We start from the raw sequence: 15274 nt of genomic DNA, 5'->3' as shown, positions 1-15274 counted from the left end.
ATTGCCAGATGAATATTGAACAATTTCAATCTATGCTAGGAGAGAAAGGGATTTCCCTCTCTCCTAGACAATTAGAGCAATTCGAAATCTACTTTGAAACGTTAGTGGAGTGGAATGAGAAGATGAACTTAACGGCTATTACAGAGAAAGAAGAAGTGTATTTAAAGCACTTTTTCGACTCAATTACAGCTGCCTTTTATTATGATTTTTCAAAGCCATTTTCCATTTGTGATGTTGGAGCGGGTGCAGGATTTCCGAGTATTCCTTTAAAAATTTGTTTCCCACATTTGAAAGTAACAATTGTTGATTCATTACAAAAACGTATTAACTTCTTAAATCATTTAGCACAAAAATTAGAATTAAGTGATGTTGCATTTTGTCATGATCGTGCTGAAACATTTGGAAAAAAAGATGGTATACGTGAATCGTATGATATTGTAATGGCGCGTGCAGTTGCCCGTCTTTCTGTACTGAGTGAATTATGTTTGCCACTTGTAAAAGTTGGTGGAACATTTATTGCGATGAAAGGTGCAGCAGCGAATGAAGAAATCGAAAATGGTAAGTATGCTTTAGAAGTACTCGGTGGGGAACTAAAAGAAATGTCTACGTTCCAATTACCGTTCGAGGAAAGCGAGCGTAATATTTTATTGATTGAGAAAAAGCGCAAAACACCAAAGAAATATCCGCGTAAGCCAGGGACACCCAATAAATTACCTATTGAAAAATAAATCTTATTAGACGTAAGATTAGATTATATAAATGAAAACGTAAATGTTTCATAGGAAACATTTTATGGAGAACAGTCAATAGGCCCAAAGGTGGTGGAATATGTATGAAAAATACGTTTTCTCGTTTATTTGGCTTTGGAGATAAAGAGAGCGAATTCGAATTACAAGACGAAAGCCATGAAGAAATAGATAAAAAGGTATATGAAGAAATACAAGAAATTCCAATAGGAAATATTACACCTAACCGTTATCAACCACGGACAGTTTTTGACGATGCACGTATTGATGAACTAGCTTTGACGATCCGTACGCATGGGCTTATTCAGCCGATTGTTGTGAGACAATATGAGGATGATAAGTATGAAATTATTGCCGGGGAAAGACGTTTTCGTGCCGCAACGAAATTAGGCTGGGAAAAAGTTCCTGCAATCATAAAGAATTTAAATGATACTGAAACAGCTTCTGTCGCTTTAATTGAGAATTTGCAGCGTGAAGAATTAACGGCAATTGAAGAAGCTGTTGCATATCAAAAGCTGATTGAGTTACATAATTTAACACAAGAGGCATTAGCACAACGACTTGGAAAAGGGCAATCGACAATCGCAAATAAGTTGCGATTATTAAAGTTGCCTGAAGAAGTGAAAAAGGCATTATTAGAAAAGAGTATTACAGAGCGTCATGCACGTGCTCTTATTCCTTTGAAAAATGAGGAGCTTCAGCTAAAGGTTTTACAAGAAATTGTGGACAAACAATTGAATGTGAAGCAAACGGAAGAACGTATTGCAAAGCTCCTAGAGGAAGTAAAGCCGAAGAAGAAAGTAAAACAAAAAGCAGTAAGCCGTGATACGAGAATTGCAATGAATACAATTAGGCAATCATTACAAATGGTTGCGGATAGTGGTTTGAATGTTAATTCTGAGGAAGAGGAATTTGATGAATACTATCAAATTACGATTAAAATTCCTAAGAAAAAGTAATAGCTATGTGTGTGGGGCCTTTCCTTTTGGAGAGGTCTCTTTTACTATATTTTCTTGTTAAATGAAGAAGGAGTTTGAAAATAAATTTTGAAGTTTAATAAGGACGTAAAAGAAAAAGTTTTATTTCGTGTTACAATAAACATAATTATTTTTAGAATAAGATAGAAAGGTTGAAAGTAGGTGACATCATGGGAAAAATCATTGCTATTGCTAATCAAAAAGGCGGTGTTGGAAAAACAACAACATCTGTTAATTTAGGAGCTGGATTGGCGCAAGTAGGAAAAAAAGTTCTTCTTGTGGATATTGATGCTCAAGGAAATGCAACGACTGGTGTGGGAATTGAAAAATCTGAATTAGATCAATGTATTTATAATGTGCTTGTAGAAGATGCAGATGTTCAAGGTGTGATACGAAAAACCGCAACTGAAAACTTAGATGTTCTACCCGCTACGATTCAATTGGCAGGGGCTGAAATTGAATTGGTACCAACCATTTCCCGGGAAGTACGTTTGCAAAGAGCATTATATTCAGTTCGTGACGAATACGATTACATTATTATTGACTGTCCTCCATCTTTAGGATTATTAACAATTAACGCATTAACCGCAGCTGATTCTGTCATTATTCCTGTTCAGTGTGAATACTATGCGTTGGAGGGATTAAGTCAGCTACTAAATACAGTTCGACTTGTACAAAAGCATTTAAATAAAAATTTAGAAATTCAAGGTGTATTATTAACGATGTTAGATGCTCGTACAAATCTAGGAATTCAAGTTATAGATGAAGTGAAAAAATATTTCCGAGATAAAGTATACCGCTCTATCATTCCACGTAATGTCCGTTTAAGTGAGGCACCAAGTCATGGGAAACCAATTATGCAGTATGATGCTAAATCAAGAGGAGCGGAAGTGTACATAGATTTAGCAGAGGAAGTGATTGCAGGTGGCTAAAGGGCTAGGAAGAGGGATTAATGCATTTTTTCCTGATTTAGATGTAAAGGAAGAAGAAACAATTCAAGAAATCACGGTAACTGAATTAAGACCGAATCCGTATCAACCACGTAAACACTTTAATAAAGATGCAATTCAAGAGTTAGCAGCATCTATTAAAGAACATGGTATTTTACAACCGTTAATTGCGAGGAAAAGTATTAAAGGATATGAAATTGTTGCTGGTGAAAGAAGATATCGAGCTGCTAAGGAAGCTGGTCTTGAAAAAGTTCCAGCTGTTGTTCGTCAATTAAACGAGCAGCAAATGATGGAGTTCGCTTTACTGGAAAATTTACAGCGTGAAGATTTAAATCCTATGGAAGAGGCAATGGCATATCAGCTGTTAATGAATGAGTTACATGTAACGCAAGAACAATTAGCAAAACGTCTTGGGAAAAGTAGGCCATATATTGCAAATTATACGCGATTATTAAGCCTCCCTCCATTTGTTCAAGACATGATTGCAAGCGGGAAGCTTTCGATGGCTCATGGAAGGACTTTGCTTACAATAAAAGATGAGGAACTATTAAAATCTTTACTAAAGCGCATTGAAAAAGAAGGTTTAAATGTTAGACAGTTAGAGAAAATGGTACAAGAAATTAATCAAGGCGTTTCACGTGAAACAAAAAAAGTGAAAAAAGAAAGAAATATATTTTTTGTAGAGCGCGAAACGTTATTAAGAGAAAAGTTTGGTACAGACGTAAAGATTAAAGAAACAAAAAAAGAAAAAGGTAAAATTGAAATAGAGTTCTTTAATAAAGAGGATTTAGAGCGTATTTTAGAATTATTAGCACGGGAAAATTAAAAAGCAAACCATCTTATTCTTTATAGATGGTTTGCTTTTTTTAATGCAGATAATTTTTGATCTGTTTCTTTTATACTTTGAGCAATTACATCAGCCATTTTCATAACTAGACTCAACCTTGTATTTTGAAGTACGAAAAATTCCATAAAACCATTTAAATTTACGATACCATGTATATGCAAATCTCCAATTGCTGGTAATTTTTTATTCATTGCAGCTCCAGGTTTACTAGGTCCTTTTCCCGTAGTTATAGAACCGATACTTTGAGATTTCCCTAAGCAAGCATCCACAGCAATAACAAAAGAATCAGGATTTGTTTTTTGTATATTCTGAATTTTATCTTCTAAGTTTAGTGCGTGTATTGGTTCATCAAGTGTGCCAAATACTTGGAAGTTTTGGATTTCGAGTTGTTCTAATTTAGCCCCGACTAATGGGCCAAGTGCATCACCGGTAGACCGATCGGTTCCAATACAAACGAGAATGAGTGGTATATTTAGTTTAATAGGTATGTGAGAGAGTAAGAAATTGCTGATTGTTTCTGAGGCTTCTAAGTCGTGGTGCATAACATTTTGCGATTCTTTTTCAAAAAAAGGTAAGCGAAAACTTCCAATATTCATGAAGCACCCATCCTTTTAATAAATTTTTACAATTATGTTATAAAGTGTTTTGTTTTATATTGAGCGAAAAAAGTGCAATATGGAAAAATTATAAGTTCATGTTTTTGATAAACTGTGAATGAAAGTGGAAATAATAGTACTAGTATATATATATTTGTTCCATTTTATACCTAAATGAAGATGAACAAATGTGAATAAAATCATAAATTTTTTTTAGAAATAAGGGAGACTTCTGATACAATAATAAAGGTAAAATAAAAAGAAATTTTAGTTGGAGAGGTAGAAAAAAGATGGATTTAGCGATGCGATGGTTCGAGTCCGTAAATTGGGCGAATATAGGAATGAGATCATTAAAAATAGTAGTTATTTTAATACTTGGTGCAATCGTTGTTCGTATTGCAAGAGCAATTGTACGAAATGCCTTTCGGATGGGAAGTCGTTCACCAATTCAAATTTCAGAACGTCGTACAGTTACAGTAGCAAAATTGCTTGAAAACATTGTGGCATATGTTGTTATATTCATTATGTTAATTGCGATTTTAGGTGTATTTGATATTAATGCATCAGGATTATTAGCCGGTGCTGGGGTAATTGGTTTAGCAGTCGGTTTTGGTGCGCAAAGTTTAGTGAAAGACGTTATTACAGGGTTATTCATTTTGTTAGAAGATCAGTTTTCAGTAGGTGATTATGTAAGAATAGGCCAATTTGAAGGAACCGTCTTAGAAATAGGACTACGTACAACGAAGATGAAAAGCTGGACAGGTGAAATTCATATTTTACCGAATGGTAGTATTGTACAAGTAACGAATTTTTCTGTTAGTAATAGTGTAGCGTTTGTTGATGTAGCCATTTCCTATGAAAGTGATATAGTGCGAGCGGAGCAAGTTATTGAAGATTTATTAGTGGAATTACCAGAAAAATATGAGAAGATGGTAACGACGCCTCAATTACTAGGTGTTCAAACATTGGCGGCATCCGAAGTGGTATTACGTGTTATTGCTGAAGTAGAGCCAATGCAACATGCAGTTATTGCGAGAGCTCTTCGCAAAGAGATTAAAAATCGTCTTGATTTACATGGTATTGAAATTCCATACCCACGTATGGTTTTATATAGTCGTGAAGAATTAGTTAATGAAAAAGCAATTTAGTAGTGGGAGGGGTTTGGAGAATGGAGCAAAAGCAGTATAACTTGTACGATGTTGTGGAAATGAAGAAGGCCCATCCATGTGGTGAAAATCGCTGGAAGATTATTCGTATGGGAATGGATATCCGCATTAAGTGCGAGGGATGTGACCATTCGGTAATGATTCCTCGAAGAGAATTTGATCGCAAGGTGAAAAAAATACTTGTGAAGCATGAAGAATAGGGAAAAAGTAACAGTTACATGAGGTAGCTGTTACTTTTTTTCGTTTTTTGGAAACTTGTCATTTTTTTCGTTACTATCTATAATGATGGAAGATTGAGACATAGGAGTGAAAAATATGGGATTAACGGCTGGGATTGTTGGATTACCTAACGTAGGGAAATCCACTTTATTTAATGCAATTACACAAGCGGGAGCAGAATCTGCGAACTATCCATTCTGTACAATTGATCCGAACGTAGGGATTGTAGAAGTACCGGATGAGCGCTTAAATAAATTAACGGAACTAGTAGAACCGAAAAAAACTGTTCCAACTGTATTCGAATTTACTGATATCGCAGGTATCGTAAAAGGCGCGAGTAAAGGTGAAGGATTAGGAAATAAATTCTTATCTCACATTCGTCAAGTGGATGCAATTTGCCAAGTTGTTCGTTGTTTTGAAGATGAAAATATTACACACGTTTCAGGAAAAGTAGATCCAATCGATGATATTGAAACAATCAACTTAGAGCTAATCTTAGCGGATTTAGAATCTGTTGATAAACGTATTGAACGTGTTGCAAAATTAGCAAGACAAAAAGATAAAGAAGCAGTATACGAGCATGAAATTTTAGTTCGTTTAAAAGAAGCATTCGAAGAGGGGAAACCAGCTCGTACTGTTGAATTTACAGAAGAACAAATGAAAATTGTTAAAGGTCTTCATTTACTTACAACGAAAGAAATGTTATACGTAGCAAACGTGAGCGAAGACGAAATTATGGACCCATCTGAAAATAAGTACGTACAGATGGTAAAAGAATTTGCAGCTAATGAAAATTCGCAAGTAATTGTTGTATGTGCAAAAATCGAATCAGAAATTGCTGAATTAGACGAGGAAGAGAAAAAGGTATTCCTTGAAGAATTGGGCATTGAAGAGTCAGGTTTAGACCAATTAATTCGCGCCGCATACGATTTATTAGGACTGGCTACTTATTTCACAGCTGGTGTACAAGAAGTACGCGCATGGACATTTAAAAAAGGTATGAAAGCACCTCAATGTGCTGGCGTTATTCATACAGACTTTGAACGTGGATTTATTCGTGCAGAAACAGTTTCTTATGATGATCTAATGACAAATGGTTCTATGACAGCAGCGAAAGAAGCTGGGAAAGTACGTTTAGAGGGAAAAGAATATATCGTAAAAGATGGAGATGTTATGCACTTCCGCTTTAACGTGTAATCCGATATTTCCTAGGAAAAACAAAGATATGAACTTGGCAAATATATTATGTATTTGCCAAGTTTTTTATGTATTGGTGAGTTGCTTCATCTAACTTACTATGATATAATCTAAACTCGTGAGTAATTACTATATAATTAATTGCTCCTTGCCCAATACGGGCCGTTTAGACCAAAAGGAGGTGAAAGTGTAATGAAAAAGTACGAAATCATGTACATCATCCGTCCAAACATGGAGGAAGAAGCTCAAAAAGCTTTAGTTGAGCGCTTCGCAAGCGTTTTAACTAGCAATGGTGCAGAAATCATTAACACGAAAGAGTGGGGTAAGCGTCGTTTAGCTTACGAAATCAACGACTTACGTGACGGTTTCTACATGATCTTAAACGTAAATTCTAATGCAGAAGCTGTTAAAGAATTCGACCGTTTAGCTAAGATCAACGAAGATATCATGCGTCACATCGTTGTTAAAGACGAAGAATAATAATTAAGATATATAGGGAGAGTGGTTCGATTGATGAATCGTGTTATCCTCGTTGGTCGTTTAACTAAGGACCCTGACTTACGTTACACGCCCAATGGTGTTGCAGTAGCTACTTTTACGTTAGCTGTGAATCGCGCATTTGCGAATCAACAAGGTGAGCGTGAAGCTGACTTTATTAATTGTGTAATATGGCGTAAACAAGCAGAAAACGTAGCGAATTATTTGAAAAAAGGTAGCTTAGCAGGCGTAGATGGACGTCTTCAAACTCGTAATTATGAGGGACAAGATGGTAAACGTGTATACGTAACAGAAGTTCTTGCGGAGAGCGTACAATTTTTAGAGCCGCGTAATGGCGGTGGGGAGCAACGCGGTTCATTCAATCAGCAACCATCAGGAGCTGGTTTCGGTAACCAAGGCTCTAACCCATTCGGCCAATCTAGTAATTCAGGTAACTCAGGTAACTCTGGATTTACGAAGAATGACGATCCATTTTCAAATGTAGGTCAACCGATTGATATTTCGGACGACGATTTACCATTTTAATGGTATAAAACGGTTATTTTTAACAAAGAATGGAGGGGAATAGACATGGCAGGACGCAAAGGTGGACGTGCGAAACGTCGTAAGGTGTGTTTCTTCACATCTAACGGCATCACTCGCATCGACTATAAAGATGTTGATTTATTAAAACGTTTCGTTTCTGAGCGTGGTAAAATTTTACCTCGTCGCGTAACAGGAACAAGCGCAAAATACCAACGCAAACTTACAGTTGCAATTAAACGTGCTCGTCAAATGGCACTTTTACCATATGTTGGTGAATAATAGCGTATGAAATGCACAGTAGAGTCGGACTCTACTGTGCATTTTGCTATGCTTTTCTTTTTTTAGAAAGAGAGGTTAAAGAGTGAAAAGAACGAGATTTATTACAGATGGAGCAGCTTTATTAGCTGTATATGCGGTGTTACTTCTTGTATCCATGTATGTTCCTATTTTAAGTGCAGTTGTAACATTTGCATTGCCATTACCGTTTATATTGTTTATGGTAAGGTATAAATTTTCGAGTACATGTATGTTTTTTGTTTCAGCGCTTTTTATTACGATTATTGTTAGTCAGCCAATTAGTCTTGTAAAGACCGTTATGTTTGGGTTGATAGGTATCGTTTTAGGGTATATGTATAAAAAAGAAAAAAAACCAGTAGAAATATTACTAGTAGGTGCTCTTGCGTACTTGATTAGCTTCGTAATGATTTACGTTGGAAGTATAAAGTTTTTTAATATAGATTTAATGAAGCAAATGCAAGATATGTTTAATGGGTTTATTGGAAAAGGTGAACAAATGATGAATGCTGCTGGACAGCCGCTTACAAAGGAGAAAAAAGAATTATTAGGACAATTTAATGACCTGCTTCGAATTCTTCTGCCAAGCTTGCTTGCCATGGTTGCGGTAATGTATTCTTGGTTTACATTATTAATGACGGGGAATGTTTTAAAAAGATTAAAGCATAATGTTACGCCGTTCCCTCAATTTAGAAATATGCAATTTCCAAAAAGTATTGTTTGGTATTATGTCATATTTATTTTACTTTCTACATTTATGGAAGTTGAATCAACTTCTTATTTGCATATGGTGTTCTCTAACTTATATGCCGCTTTTTCAATTCTTCTTGTATTTCAAGGATTTTCATTCATAGCCTTTTTGGCATATGAGAAAGGTTACACGAAAGCAGTGCTAATTATAACTTTCATCGTATGTATGTTTATCCCAATGCTGTTTCCTCTTGTGACAATCTTAGGTATAATTGATTTAGGGATTTCATTACGCTCTAAAATACAATCAAAATAAAAAAAGAGCGAGGAAACGCAATATTAGTTCATTTGGAACCTTTAAAGATTTTTTAAAAGCTTTAGAGATAGGGCGTTTAATTTGTTTAACTAACCGGCAATGATAAGTAGGTAAGTTGCTAGTTGTGTTAGTTTTACTTTATGGGAGTTGGATACATGCCTGAATTTTATAAGAAACAGCGGTTTTTATATCCTGTTTACGTATTGGCGTTTTTTGTGTTTGTGCTTATTACCATTCTCGGTTATTTTCACTGGATAATGGGGATGACCACTTTTTTTATTTTTTGTATCGTCCTTTTCTTGGTAATTCGATTTGAAATCAATTTTCAAAGGAATCTTGAAAAGTATACAACAGACATGATTACGAGAGTGAAGAAAGTGAGTAATGAGGCATTCAATCAAATGCCGATTGGTATTTTGTTATACAATAAGGATTATGGGATTGATTGGGCAAATCCTTATTTGTCTTCATGTTTAGGGCAACATGCATTAGCTGGATGGCATTTGTACGATGTATCAGAAACGTTACTCCTTTTTATTAAAGGGGAAACTTCTGATGATATAGTATCTTTAAATAACCGTAAGTTCCGTGTGTTTGTTAGGAAAGAAGAGAAATTAATTTATTTCTTTGATGTAACAGAACAAACAGAAATTGAAAAGATGTATGAGGATCAGCGGACTGTTTTAGCTGTCATTTATTTAGATAATTATGATGAAGTGACGCAAGGTTTAGATGATCAACTACGTACGAATATAACAAGTCTAGTAACGTCGCGCTTAAACGAATGGGCTATTAAATATGGTGCGTATTTAAAACGAGCTTCTTCTGAAAGATTTTTCGTTGTGTTAAATGAAAGTATTTTAGCGCAAATGGAGAAGGGGAAATTCAATATTTTAGATCAAGTGCGTGAAGAAACATCAAAGCGTAATATACCGCTCACATTAAGTGTCGGGGTTGGATCTGGTGATTTATCTTTAGCGGAACTTGGGGCAATGGCTCAGTCTGGTTTAGACCTTGCATTAGGTCGAGGTGGAGACCAAGTAGCGATTAAACAAGCGACGGGTAAGGTGAAATTTTATGGTGGCAAGACGAATCCAGTTGAAAAACGCACACGTGTACGCGCACGAGTTATTTCGCATGCATTAAAGGATTTAGTATTAGAAAGCAGTAATGTCATCATAATGGGGCATAGAGCGCCAGATATGGATGCGATTGGTGCTGCGATTGGTATTTTGAAGGTAGCGCAGTTAAATGAACGAAAAGGATATATTGTGCTAGACGAGAATGATTCGGATAAAGGAATTAAGCGATTAATGGATAAGGTGAAACAAAATGAGGAATTATGGTCTCAATTTATTTCACCAGAGCAGGCTATGGAGTTTGCAACAGATGATTCATTACTTGTTGTTGTTGATACGCATAAACCTTCAATGGTGATGGAAGAGAAACTACTACGCAAAATTGAGAATGTAGTTGTGATTGATCATCATCGCCGTGGGGAAGAATTTATTGAAGATCCGCTTCTTGTTTATATGGAACCGTATGCTTCTTCGACAGCAGAGCTTGTTACAGAGCTTCTTGAGTATCAACCGAAGAGTTTGAAAATGACAATGTTAGAAGCGACGGCACTATTGGCGGGTATTATAGTAGATACGAAAAGCTTTACGTTCCGGACAGGTGCTCGTACATTTGATGCAGCTTCTTATTTGCGTTCGCACGGAGCAGATACAGTTCTCGTGCAAGAATTGCTAAAAGAAGATATGGGGCAGTATTTACGGGTTGCAAAAACAATTCAAAATGCGTACATTTATAAAAATGGAATTGCGATTGCTAAAGTAGATGGGGATAAATACTATGATCAAGTACTCATTGCGCAATCAGCCGATACGCTGTTAACAATGACAGGGATAATAGCGTCCTTCGTTATTGCGAAACGTGGGGAGAATTTCATTGGAATTAGTGGACGTTCTTTAGGTGAAGTAAACGTGCAACTAATTATGGAAAACCTAGGTGGTGGCGGGCATTTAACGAATGCGGCCACGCAGATGAAAAATGTTACAGTAGATGAAGCTGAGGAGAAGCTTCGATTCGTTATTGATGATTATTTACAGGGAGGCACACAATCATGAAAGTAATTTTTCTAAAAGACGTAAAAGGTAAAGGGAAAAAAGGAGAAGTGAAAAACGTACCAGACGGTTACGCGAATAACTTCCTGCTAAAACAAGGATTAGCTGCAGAAGCGAATAATAGTAGTATGAAAACGTTAGAAGCGCAAAAACGTAAAGAAGAAAAAGATGCAGCAGCAGAACTTGAAAATGCGAAACAATTAAAAGAAACATTAGAGAAATTAACTGTAGAATTAAAAGCGAAATCTGGCGAAGGTGGACGTTTATTCGGTTCTATTACAAGCAAACAAATTGTAGATGCAATGCAAAAAGCTCACAATATTAAGCTTGATAAACGTAAATTTGAAATGGATGATGCGATTCGTGCATTGGGATACACAAACGTAATTGTGAAACTGCATCCACAAGTAACAGCAACAGTAAAAGTGCATGTTAGTGAACAATAAAAATAAGTTAGGTAAGGAGGATTGCGTATGAGTGACGTACTTGCTGATCGTACCCCTCCGCATAATATAGAGGCTGAGCAGGCAGTTTTAGGGGCTATATTTCTCGATCAAGATGCGTTAACCTCAGCTTCGGAACTACTGTTACCTGAATCTTTCTATCGAACAGCACATCAAAAGATTTTTGGAATTATGCTTAGTTTATCGGATAAAGGGGAACCGATTGATTTAGTTACCGCAACAGCGGCGCTGGCTGATCAAGGATTATTAGAAGAAGTTGGCGGTGTTTCCTATTTAGCCGAATTAGCTGAAGTTGTTCCGACAGCAGCGAACGTTGAATATTACGCGCGTATTATTGCTGAAAAAGCACTTTTACGACGTTTAATTCGAACAGCAACTCATATTGTGTCAGATGGATATGAAAGAGAAGATGATGTAGAAGGTCTCTTAAATGAGGCTGAAAAAAAGATATTAGAAGTATCGCATCAAACAAATGCAAAAGCGTTCCAAAATATTAAGGATGTTCTTGTAGATGCTTATGATAAAATTGAACTTTTGCATAATCAAAAAGGTGAAGTTACAGGGATACCGACTGGATTCACTGAATTAGATAAGATGACAGCAGGATTCCAGCGAAATGATTTAATTATCGTAGCAGCCCGTCCATCTGTAGGGAAAACGGCTTTCTCATTAAATATCGCGCAAAATGTAGCGACAAAAACAGATGAAAATGTAGCGATTTTTAGTTTAGAGATGGGTGCGGATCAGCTTGTTATGCGTATGCTTTGTGCGGAAGGGAATATTGATGCGCAAAGACTTCGTACGGGCTCATTAACTTCAGATGATTGGGCTAAGTTGACAATGGCAATGGGAAGTCTTTCGAATGCTGGTATATATATTGATGATACACCAGGGATTCGAGTGAGTGAGATTCGTGCGAAATGCCGTAGGTTAAAGCAAGAACAAGGTCTAGGGATGATTTTAATTGACTACTTGCAGCTTATTCAAGGTAGCGGGAAATCAGGGGAAAATCGTCAACAAGAAGTATCTGAAATTTCCCGTACGCTAAAAGGTATAGCACGTGAATTGCAAGTACCTGTTATTGCCTTATCTCAGCTATCTCGTGGTGTTGAATCTCGTCAAGATAAACGTCCAATGATGTCTGATATCCGTGAGTCGGGAAGTATTGAGCAGGATGCCGATATTGTGGCATTCTTGTATCGTGAGGATTACTATGATCGTGAAACAGAAAATAAAAACACGATTGAAATTATTATTGCAAAGCAACGTAATGGTCCAGTAGGTTCTGTAGAACTTGCATTCGTTAAGGAGTTTAACAAATTCGTAAACTTAGAACGTCGTTTTGACGACGGACATGCACCACCGGCGTAAAGAAAGTATAAAAAAGGAGCACATTTCTTATAATAAGATGTGTTTCTTTTTTTATGTATAAAAGATAGGGCTTTCATTAGGAGAATATAGAATTCTTACGAACGAAAATGATAAAAGTTAAAAAAATGTTCGTTTTTAAATTGACTTCTCTTTTCATTTTGGTACAATTATATTGTTGAAAAAGTTCGTTTGAAAATTGCGGAGGTGCTTTAATAATGTCTTCAGTAGTAGTTGTAGGAACACAGTGGGGCGATGAAGGAAAAGGTAAAATTACTGATTTTCTTTCTGAGCATGCGGAAGTAGTTGCAAGATATCAAGGTGGAAATAACGCAGGACATACAATTGTTTTTGGTGGCGTTAAATATAAATTACACTTAATCCCATCTGGTATTTTCTATAAAGAAAAAATTTGTGTAATCGGAAACGGTATGGTAGTAGATCCAAAAGCATTACTTGTAGAATTAAAATACTTACACGATCGTGGTGTAAGCACTGATAATTTACGTATTAGTAATCGTGCACACGTTATCTTACCTTATCATCTAAAACAAGATGAATTAGAAGAAGAGCGTAAAGGTGATAACAAAATCGGTACAACGAAAAAAGGTATCGGTCCTGCATATATGGATAAAGCTGCTCGTGTTGGAATTCGCATGGCTGATCTTTTAGATCGTGAAGCATTTAAAGAAAAGCTTGAGCGCAATTTAGCAGAAAAAAATCGTTTATTCGAAAAAATGTATGATACAGAAGGTTTTAATGTAGAAGAAATCTTTGAAGAGTACTTTGAATATGGTCAACAAATCGCACAACACGTATGCGATACATCTGTTGTATTAAACGATGCATTAGATGAAGGCCGTCGTGTGTTATTTGAAGGGGCACAAGGGGTTATGCTTGATATCGATCAAGGTACGTACCCATTCGTTACATCTTCTAACCCAGTTGCTGGTGGTGTAACAATTGGTTCTGGTGTTGGTCCTTCTAAAATTAATCGTGTAGTAGGAGTATGTAAAGCTTATACAAGCCGTGTTGGTGATGGTCCATTCCCTACAGAGCTTAATGATGAAATCGGTCATCAAATTCGTGAAGTTGGTCGTGAATACGGTACAACAACTGGTCGCCCACGCCGCGTAGGTTGGTTCGATAGCGTTGTTGTAAGACACGCACGCCGCGTTAGTGGTTTAACAGATTTATCTTTAAACTCTATTGATGTACTAACAGGCATTCCAACTGTGAAAATCTGTATCGCTTATAAATATAATGGAGAAATTCTGGATGAAGTTCCAGCAAACTTAAATATTTTAGCGAAATGTGAGCCTGTATATGAAGAGCTACCAGGCTGGACAGAAGATATTACTGGTGTGAAATCATTAGATGAGCTTCCTGAAAATGCAAGACATTACGTAGAGCGTGTGTCTCAATTAACAGGTATCCAATTATCTATGTTCTCTGTTGGTCCAGACCGTAATCAAACAAATATCGTTCGTAACGTATACGGTGCTTAATTAAGATAAAATTAGTTTATTTAAGAAAAAACCCATGCTTATATGGGTTTTTTCTTATCTTTTAAAAAAATATAAAAAATGTATTGCAAAAGTTAAAGTTGTTATGTTATGATAACTCTTGTCGTCACGAAAATATGACGTTGGTGAGTATGAGCCATTAGCTCAGTTGGTAGAGCATCTGACTTTTAATCAGAGGGTCGAAGGTTCGAATCCTTCATGGCTCACCATTTTATTTTTCGTGGCCCGTTGGTCAAGTGGTTAAGACACCGCCCTTTCACGGCGGTAACACGGGTTCGAATCCCGTACGGGTCATGTCTTTTTTTTATTTTTGGTCCCGTGGTGTAGTGGTTAACATGCCTGCCTGTCACGCAGGAGATCGCCGGTTCGACCCCGGTCGGGACCGCCACTTTTGTTTATACCACCATTAGTGGTTTTATATATATGTTTTGGCTCGGTAGCTCAGTCGGTAGAGCAGAGGACTGAAAATCCTCGTGTCGGCGGTTCGATTCCGTCCCGAGCCACTCTCAGGATATTAAGTGGGCCCACTTAATATCCTTTTTATTTTGTGTAGTTTTACAAATGTGGGTAGTTATTTTACAATAGAATAAGGAGCCTCTAGCAGTTGAAGCTAGAGGTTTTTCTGTAGATCGTATAGGATTCCGTGTAAAAGTGGATTATACATGAATCTATGAGAATAGAGGAGAAAATACTTAAATAAAGATTGCTGTCATATAGGGATATACTATAGAAACATCAATATATTTAAGAATCATTGACCATATTTTTA

At 36.5% G+C, this 15274-nt stretch carries 16 protein-coding genes and 4 tRNA genes; 19 read left to right on the top strand and 1 reads right to left on the bottom strand.

The annotated features are described in order from the left end of the window. Window positions 1–8 precede the first annotated feature (8 nt). The 4 genes from rsmG (at window position 9) to DJ93_RS12810 (ending at window position 3499) form a co-directional block, all read left to right on the top strand. Window positions 9–728, top strand: coding sequence for a 16S rRNA (guanine(527)-N(7))-methyltransferase RsmG (rsmG, locus tag DJ93_RS12825; RefSeq protein WP_042981242.1), 720 nt, complete (start codon window positions 9–11; stop codon window positions 726–728). A 104-nt stretch (window positions 729–832) separates the two neighbouring features. Continuing rightward, window positions 833–1705: a nucleoid occlusion protein gene (gene noc / locus DJ93_RS12820; RefSeq protein ID WP_042981241.1), complete on the top strand. Its 873-nt coding sequence runs from the start codon at window positions 833–835 to the stop codon at window positions 1703–1705. 188 nt (window positions 1706–1893) lie between these two features. Next, on the top strand, window positions 1894–2655 hold the full coding sequence (soj, locus tag DJ93_RS12815) for a sporulation initiation inhibitor protein Soj (protein WP_042981240.1): 762 nt from the start codon (window positions 1894–1896) through the stop codon (window positions 2653–2655). Then, on the top strand, window positions 2648–3499 hold the full coding sequence (locus DJ93_RS12810; RefSeq protein ID WP_080743458.1) for a ParB/RepB/Spo0J family partition protein: 852 nt from the start codon (window positions 2648–2650) through the stop codon (window positions 3497–3499). The genes soj and DJ93_RS12810 overlap by 8 nt, the downstream gene beginning before the upstream one ends. Before the next feature lie 20 nt (window positions 3500–3519). Here DJ93_RS12810 and yyaC read toward each other — a convergent pair whose 3' ends face one another. Beyond that, window positions 3520–4116, bottom strand: coding sequence for a spore protease YyaC (gene yyaC, locus DJ93_RS12805; RefSeq protein WP_042981237.1), 597 nt, complete (start codon window positions 4114–4116; stop codon window positions 3520–3522). A gap of 290 nt (window positions 4117–4406) precedes the next feature. On the opposite strand from yyaC, the gene DJ93_RS12800 reads away from it, so the two are divergent. The 15 genes from DJ93_RS12800 to DJ93_RS12730 all read left to right on the top strand — a co-directional run bounded on the left by DJ93_RS12800 (window position 4407) and on the right by DJ93_RS12730 (window position 15008). After that, entirely contained in the window at window positions 4407–5264 is an 858-nt protein-coding gene (locus DJ93_RS12800; RefSeq protein WP_042981236.1) for a mechanosensitive ion channel family protein, read from the top strand. A 20-nt stretch (window positions 5265–5284) separates the two neighbouring features. Further along, window positions 5285–5482, top strand: coding sequence for a DUF951 domain-containing protein (locus DJ93_RS12795; protein ID WP_000436051.1), 198 nt, complete (start codon window positions 5285–5287; stop codon window positions 5480–5482). Between the two features lie 115 nt (window positions 5483–5597). Continuing rightward, window positions 5598–6698: a redox-regulated ATPase YchF gene (gene ychF / locus DJ93_RS12790; protein WP_042981234.1), complete on the top strand. Its 1101-nt coding sequence runs from the start codon at window positions 5598–5600 to the stop codon at window positions 6696–6698. 192 nt (window positions 6699–6890) lie between these two features. Next, window positions 6891–7178 carry a 30S ribosomal protein S6 gene (gene rpsF / locus DJ93_RS12785; RefSeq protein ID WP_042981233.1) on the top strand — a complete coding sequence of 96 codons (288 nt, stop codon included), beginning with the start codon at window positions 6891–6893 and terminating at the stop codon, window positions 7176–7178. 30 nt (window positions 7179–7208) lie between these two features. Then, window positions 7209–7721: a single-stranded DNA-binding protein gene (ssb, locus tag DJ93_RS12780; RefSeq protein ID WP_042981232.1), complete on the top strand. Its 513-nt coding sequence runs from the start codon at window positions 7209–7211 to the stop codon at window positions 7719–7721. A 45-nt stretch (window positions 7722–7766) separates the two neighbouring features. After that, complete coding sequence (gene rpsR / locus DJ93_RS12775) at window positions 7767–8000, top strand: 30S ribosomal protein S18 (RefSeq protein ID WP_000918874.1); 234 nt, start codon at window positions 7767–7769, stop codon at window positions 7998–8000. Window positions 8001–8082: 82 nt separating this feature from the next. Next, the gene (locus DJ93_RS12770) at window positions 8083–9021 is read left to right on the top strand and encodes a YybS family protein (RefSeq protein ID WP_042981231.1); all 939 of its coding nucleotides are present in this window, start codon (window positions 8083–8085) and stop codon (window positions 9019–9021) included. A 155-nt stretch (window positions 9022–9176) separates the two neighbouring features. Continuing rightward, a complete protein-coding gene (locus DJ93_RS12765) occupies window positions 9177–11150 on the top strand; it encodes a DHH family phosphoesterase (protein WP_042981229.1) in 1974 nt (657 codons plus the stop codon). Further along, entirely contained in the window at window positions 11147–11593 is a 447-nt protein-coding gene (gene rplI, locus DJ93_RS12760) for a 50S ribosomal protein L9 (protein WP_042981228.1), read from the top strand. Before DJ93_RS12765 ends, rplI begins: the two co-directional genes overlap by 4 nt. A gap of 27 nt (window positions 11594–11620) precedes the next feature. Then, a complete protein-coding gene (gene dnaB / locus DJ93_RS12755; protein WP_042981227.1) occupies window positions 11621–12982 on the top strand; it encodes a replicative DNA helicase in 1362 nt (453 codons plus the stop codon). Between the two features lie 215 nt (window positions 12983–13197). Beyond that, entirely contained in the window at window positions 13198–14487 is a 1290-nt protein-coding gene (locus DJ93_RS12750) for an adenylosuccinate synthase (RefSeq protein ID WP_042981226.1), read from the top strand. Window positions 14488–14638: 151 nt separating this feature from the next. Beyond that, window positions 14639–14714, top strand: a tRNA-Lys gene (locus DJ93_RS12745). A gap of 13 nt (window positions 14715–14727) precedes the next feature. Beyond that, a tRNA-Glu gene (locus DJ93_RS12740) sits at window positions 14728–14799 on the top strand. An 18-nt stretch (window positions 14800–14817) separates the two neighbouring features. Continuing rightward, window positions 14818–14893, top strand: a tRNA-Asp gene (locus tag DJ93_RS12735). Window positions 14894–14935: 42 nt separating this feature from the next. Continuing rightward, window positions 14936–15008 (top strand) — tRNA-Phe (locus DJ93_RS12730). Window positions 15009–15274 lie beyond the last annotated feature (266 nt).

Source organism: Bacillus clarus (genome assembly GCF_000746925.1).
Lineage (GTDB): Bacteria > Bacillota > Bacilli > Bacillales > Bacillaceae_G > Bacillus_A > Bacillus_A clarus.
Note: the sequence above shows the minus strand (reverse complement) of the source record. Positions and strands in the feature narration are given on the sequence as shown.

Bases quoted from the DNA above. Each gene is read 5' to 3' on its own strand.
- dnaB (WP_042981227.1), top strand. From the start codon at position 11,621: ATGAGTGACGTACTTGCTGATCGTACCCCTCCGCATAATATAGAGGCT.
- DJ93_RS12800 (WP_042981236.1), top strand. From the start codon at position 4,407: ATGGATTTAGCGATGCGATGGTTCGAGTCCGTAAATTGGGCGAATATA.
- rplI (WP_042981228.1), top strand. From the start codon at position 11,147: ATGAAAGTAATTTTTCTAAAAGACGTAAAAGGTAAAGGGAAAAAAGGA.
- rpsR (WP_000918874.1), top strand. From the start codon at position 7,767: ATGGCAGGACGCAAAGGTGGACGTGCGAAACGTCGTAAGGTGTGTTTC.
- rsmG (WP_042981242.1), top strand. From the start codon at position 9: ATGAATATTGAACAATTTCAATCTATGCTAGGAGAGAAAGGGATTTCC.
- yyaC (WP_042981237.1), bottom strand. From the start codon at position 4,116: ATGAATATTGGAAGTTTTCGCTTACCTTTTTTTGAAAAAGAATCGCAA.
- DJ93_RS12795 (WP_000436051.1), top strand. From the start codon at position 5,285: ATGGAGCAAAAGCAGTATAACTTGTACGATGTTGTGGAAATGAAGAAG.
- DJ93_RS12750 (WP_042981226.1), top strand. From the start codon at position 13,198: ATGTCTTCAGTAGTAGTTGTAGGAACACAGTGGGGCGATGAAGGAAAA.
- rpsF (WP_042981233.1), top strand. From the start codon at position 6,891: ATGAAAAAGTACGAAATCATGTACATCATCCGTCCAAACATGGAGGAA.
- ychF (WP_042981234.1), top strand. From the start codon at position 5,598: ATGGGATTAACGGCTGGGATTGTTGGATTACCTAACGTAGGGAAATCC.
- noc (WP_042981241.1), top strand. From the start codon at position 833: ATGAAAAATACGTTTTCTCGTTTATTTGGCTTTGGAGATAAAGAGAGC.
- soj (WP_042981240.1), top strand. From the start codon at position 1,894: ATGGGAAAAATCATTGCTATTGCTAATCAAAAAGGCGGTGTTGGAAAA.
- DJ93_RS12765 (WP_042981229.1), top strand. From the start codon at position 9,177: ATGCCTGAATTTTATAAGAAACAGCGGTTTTTATATCCTGTTTACGTA.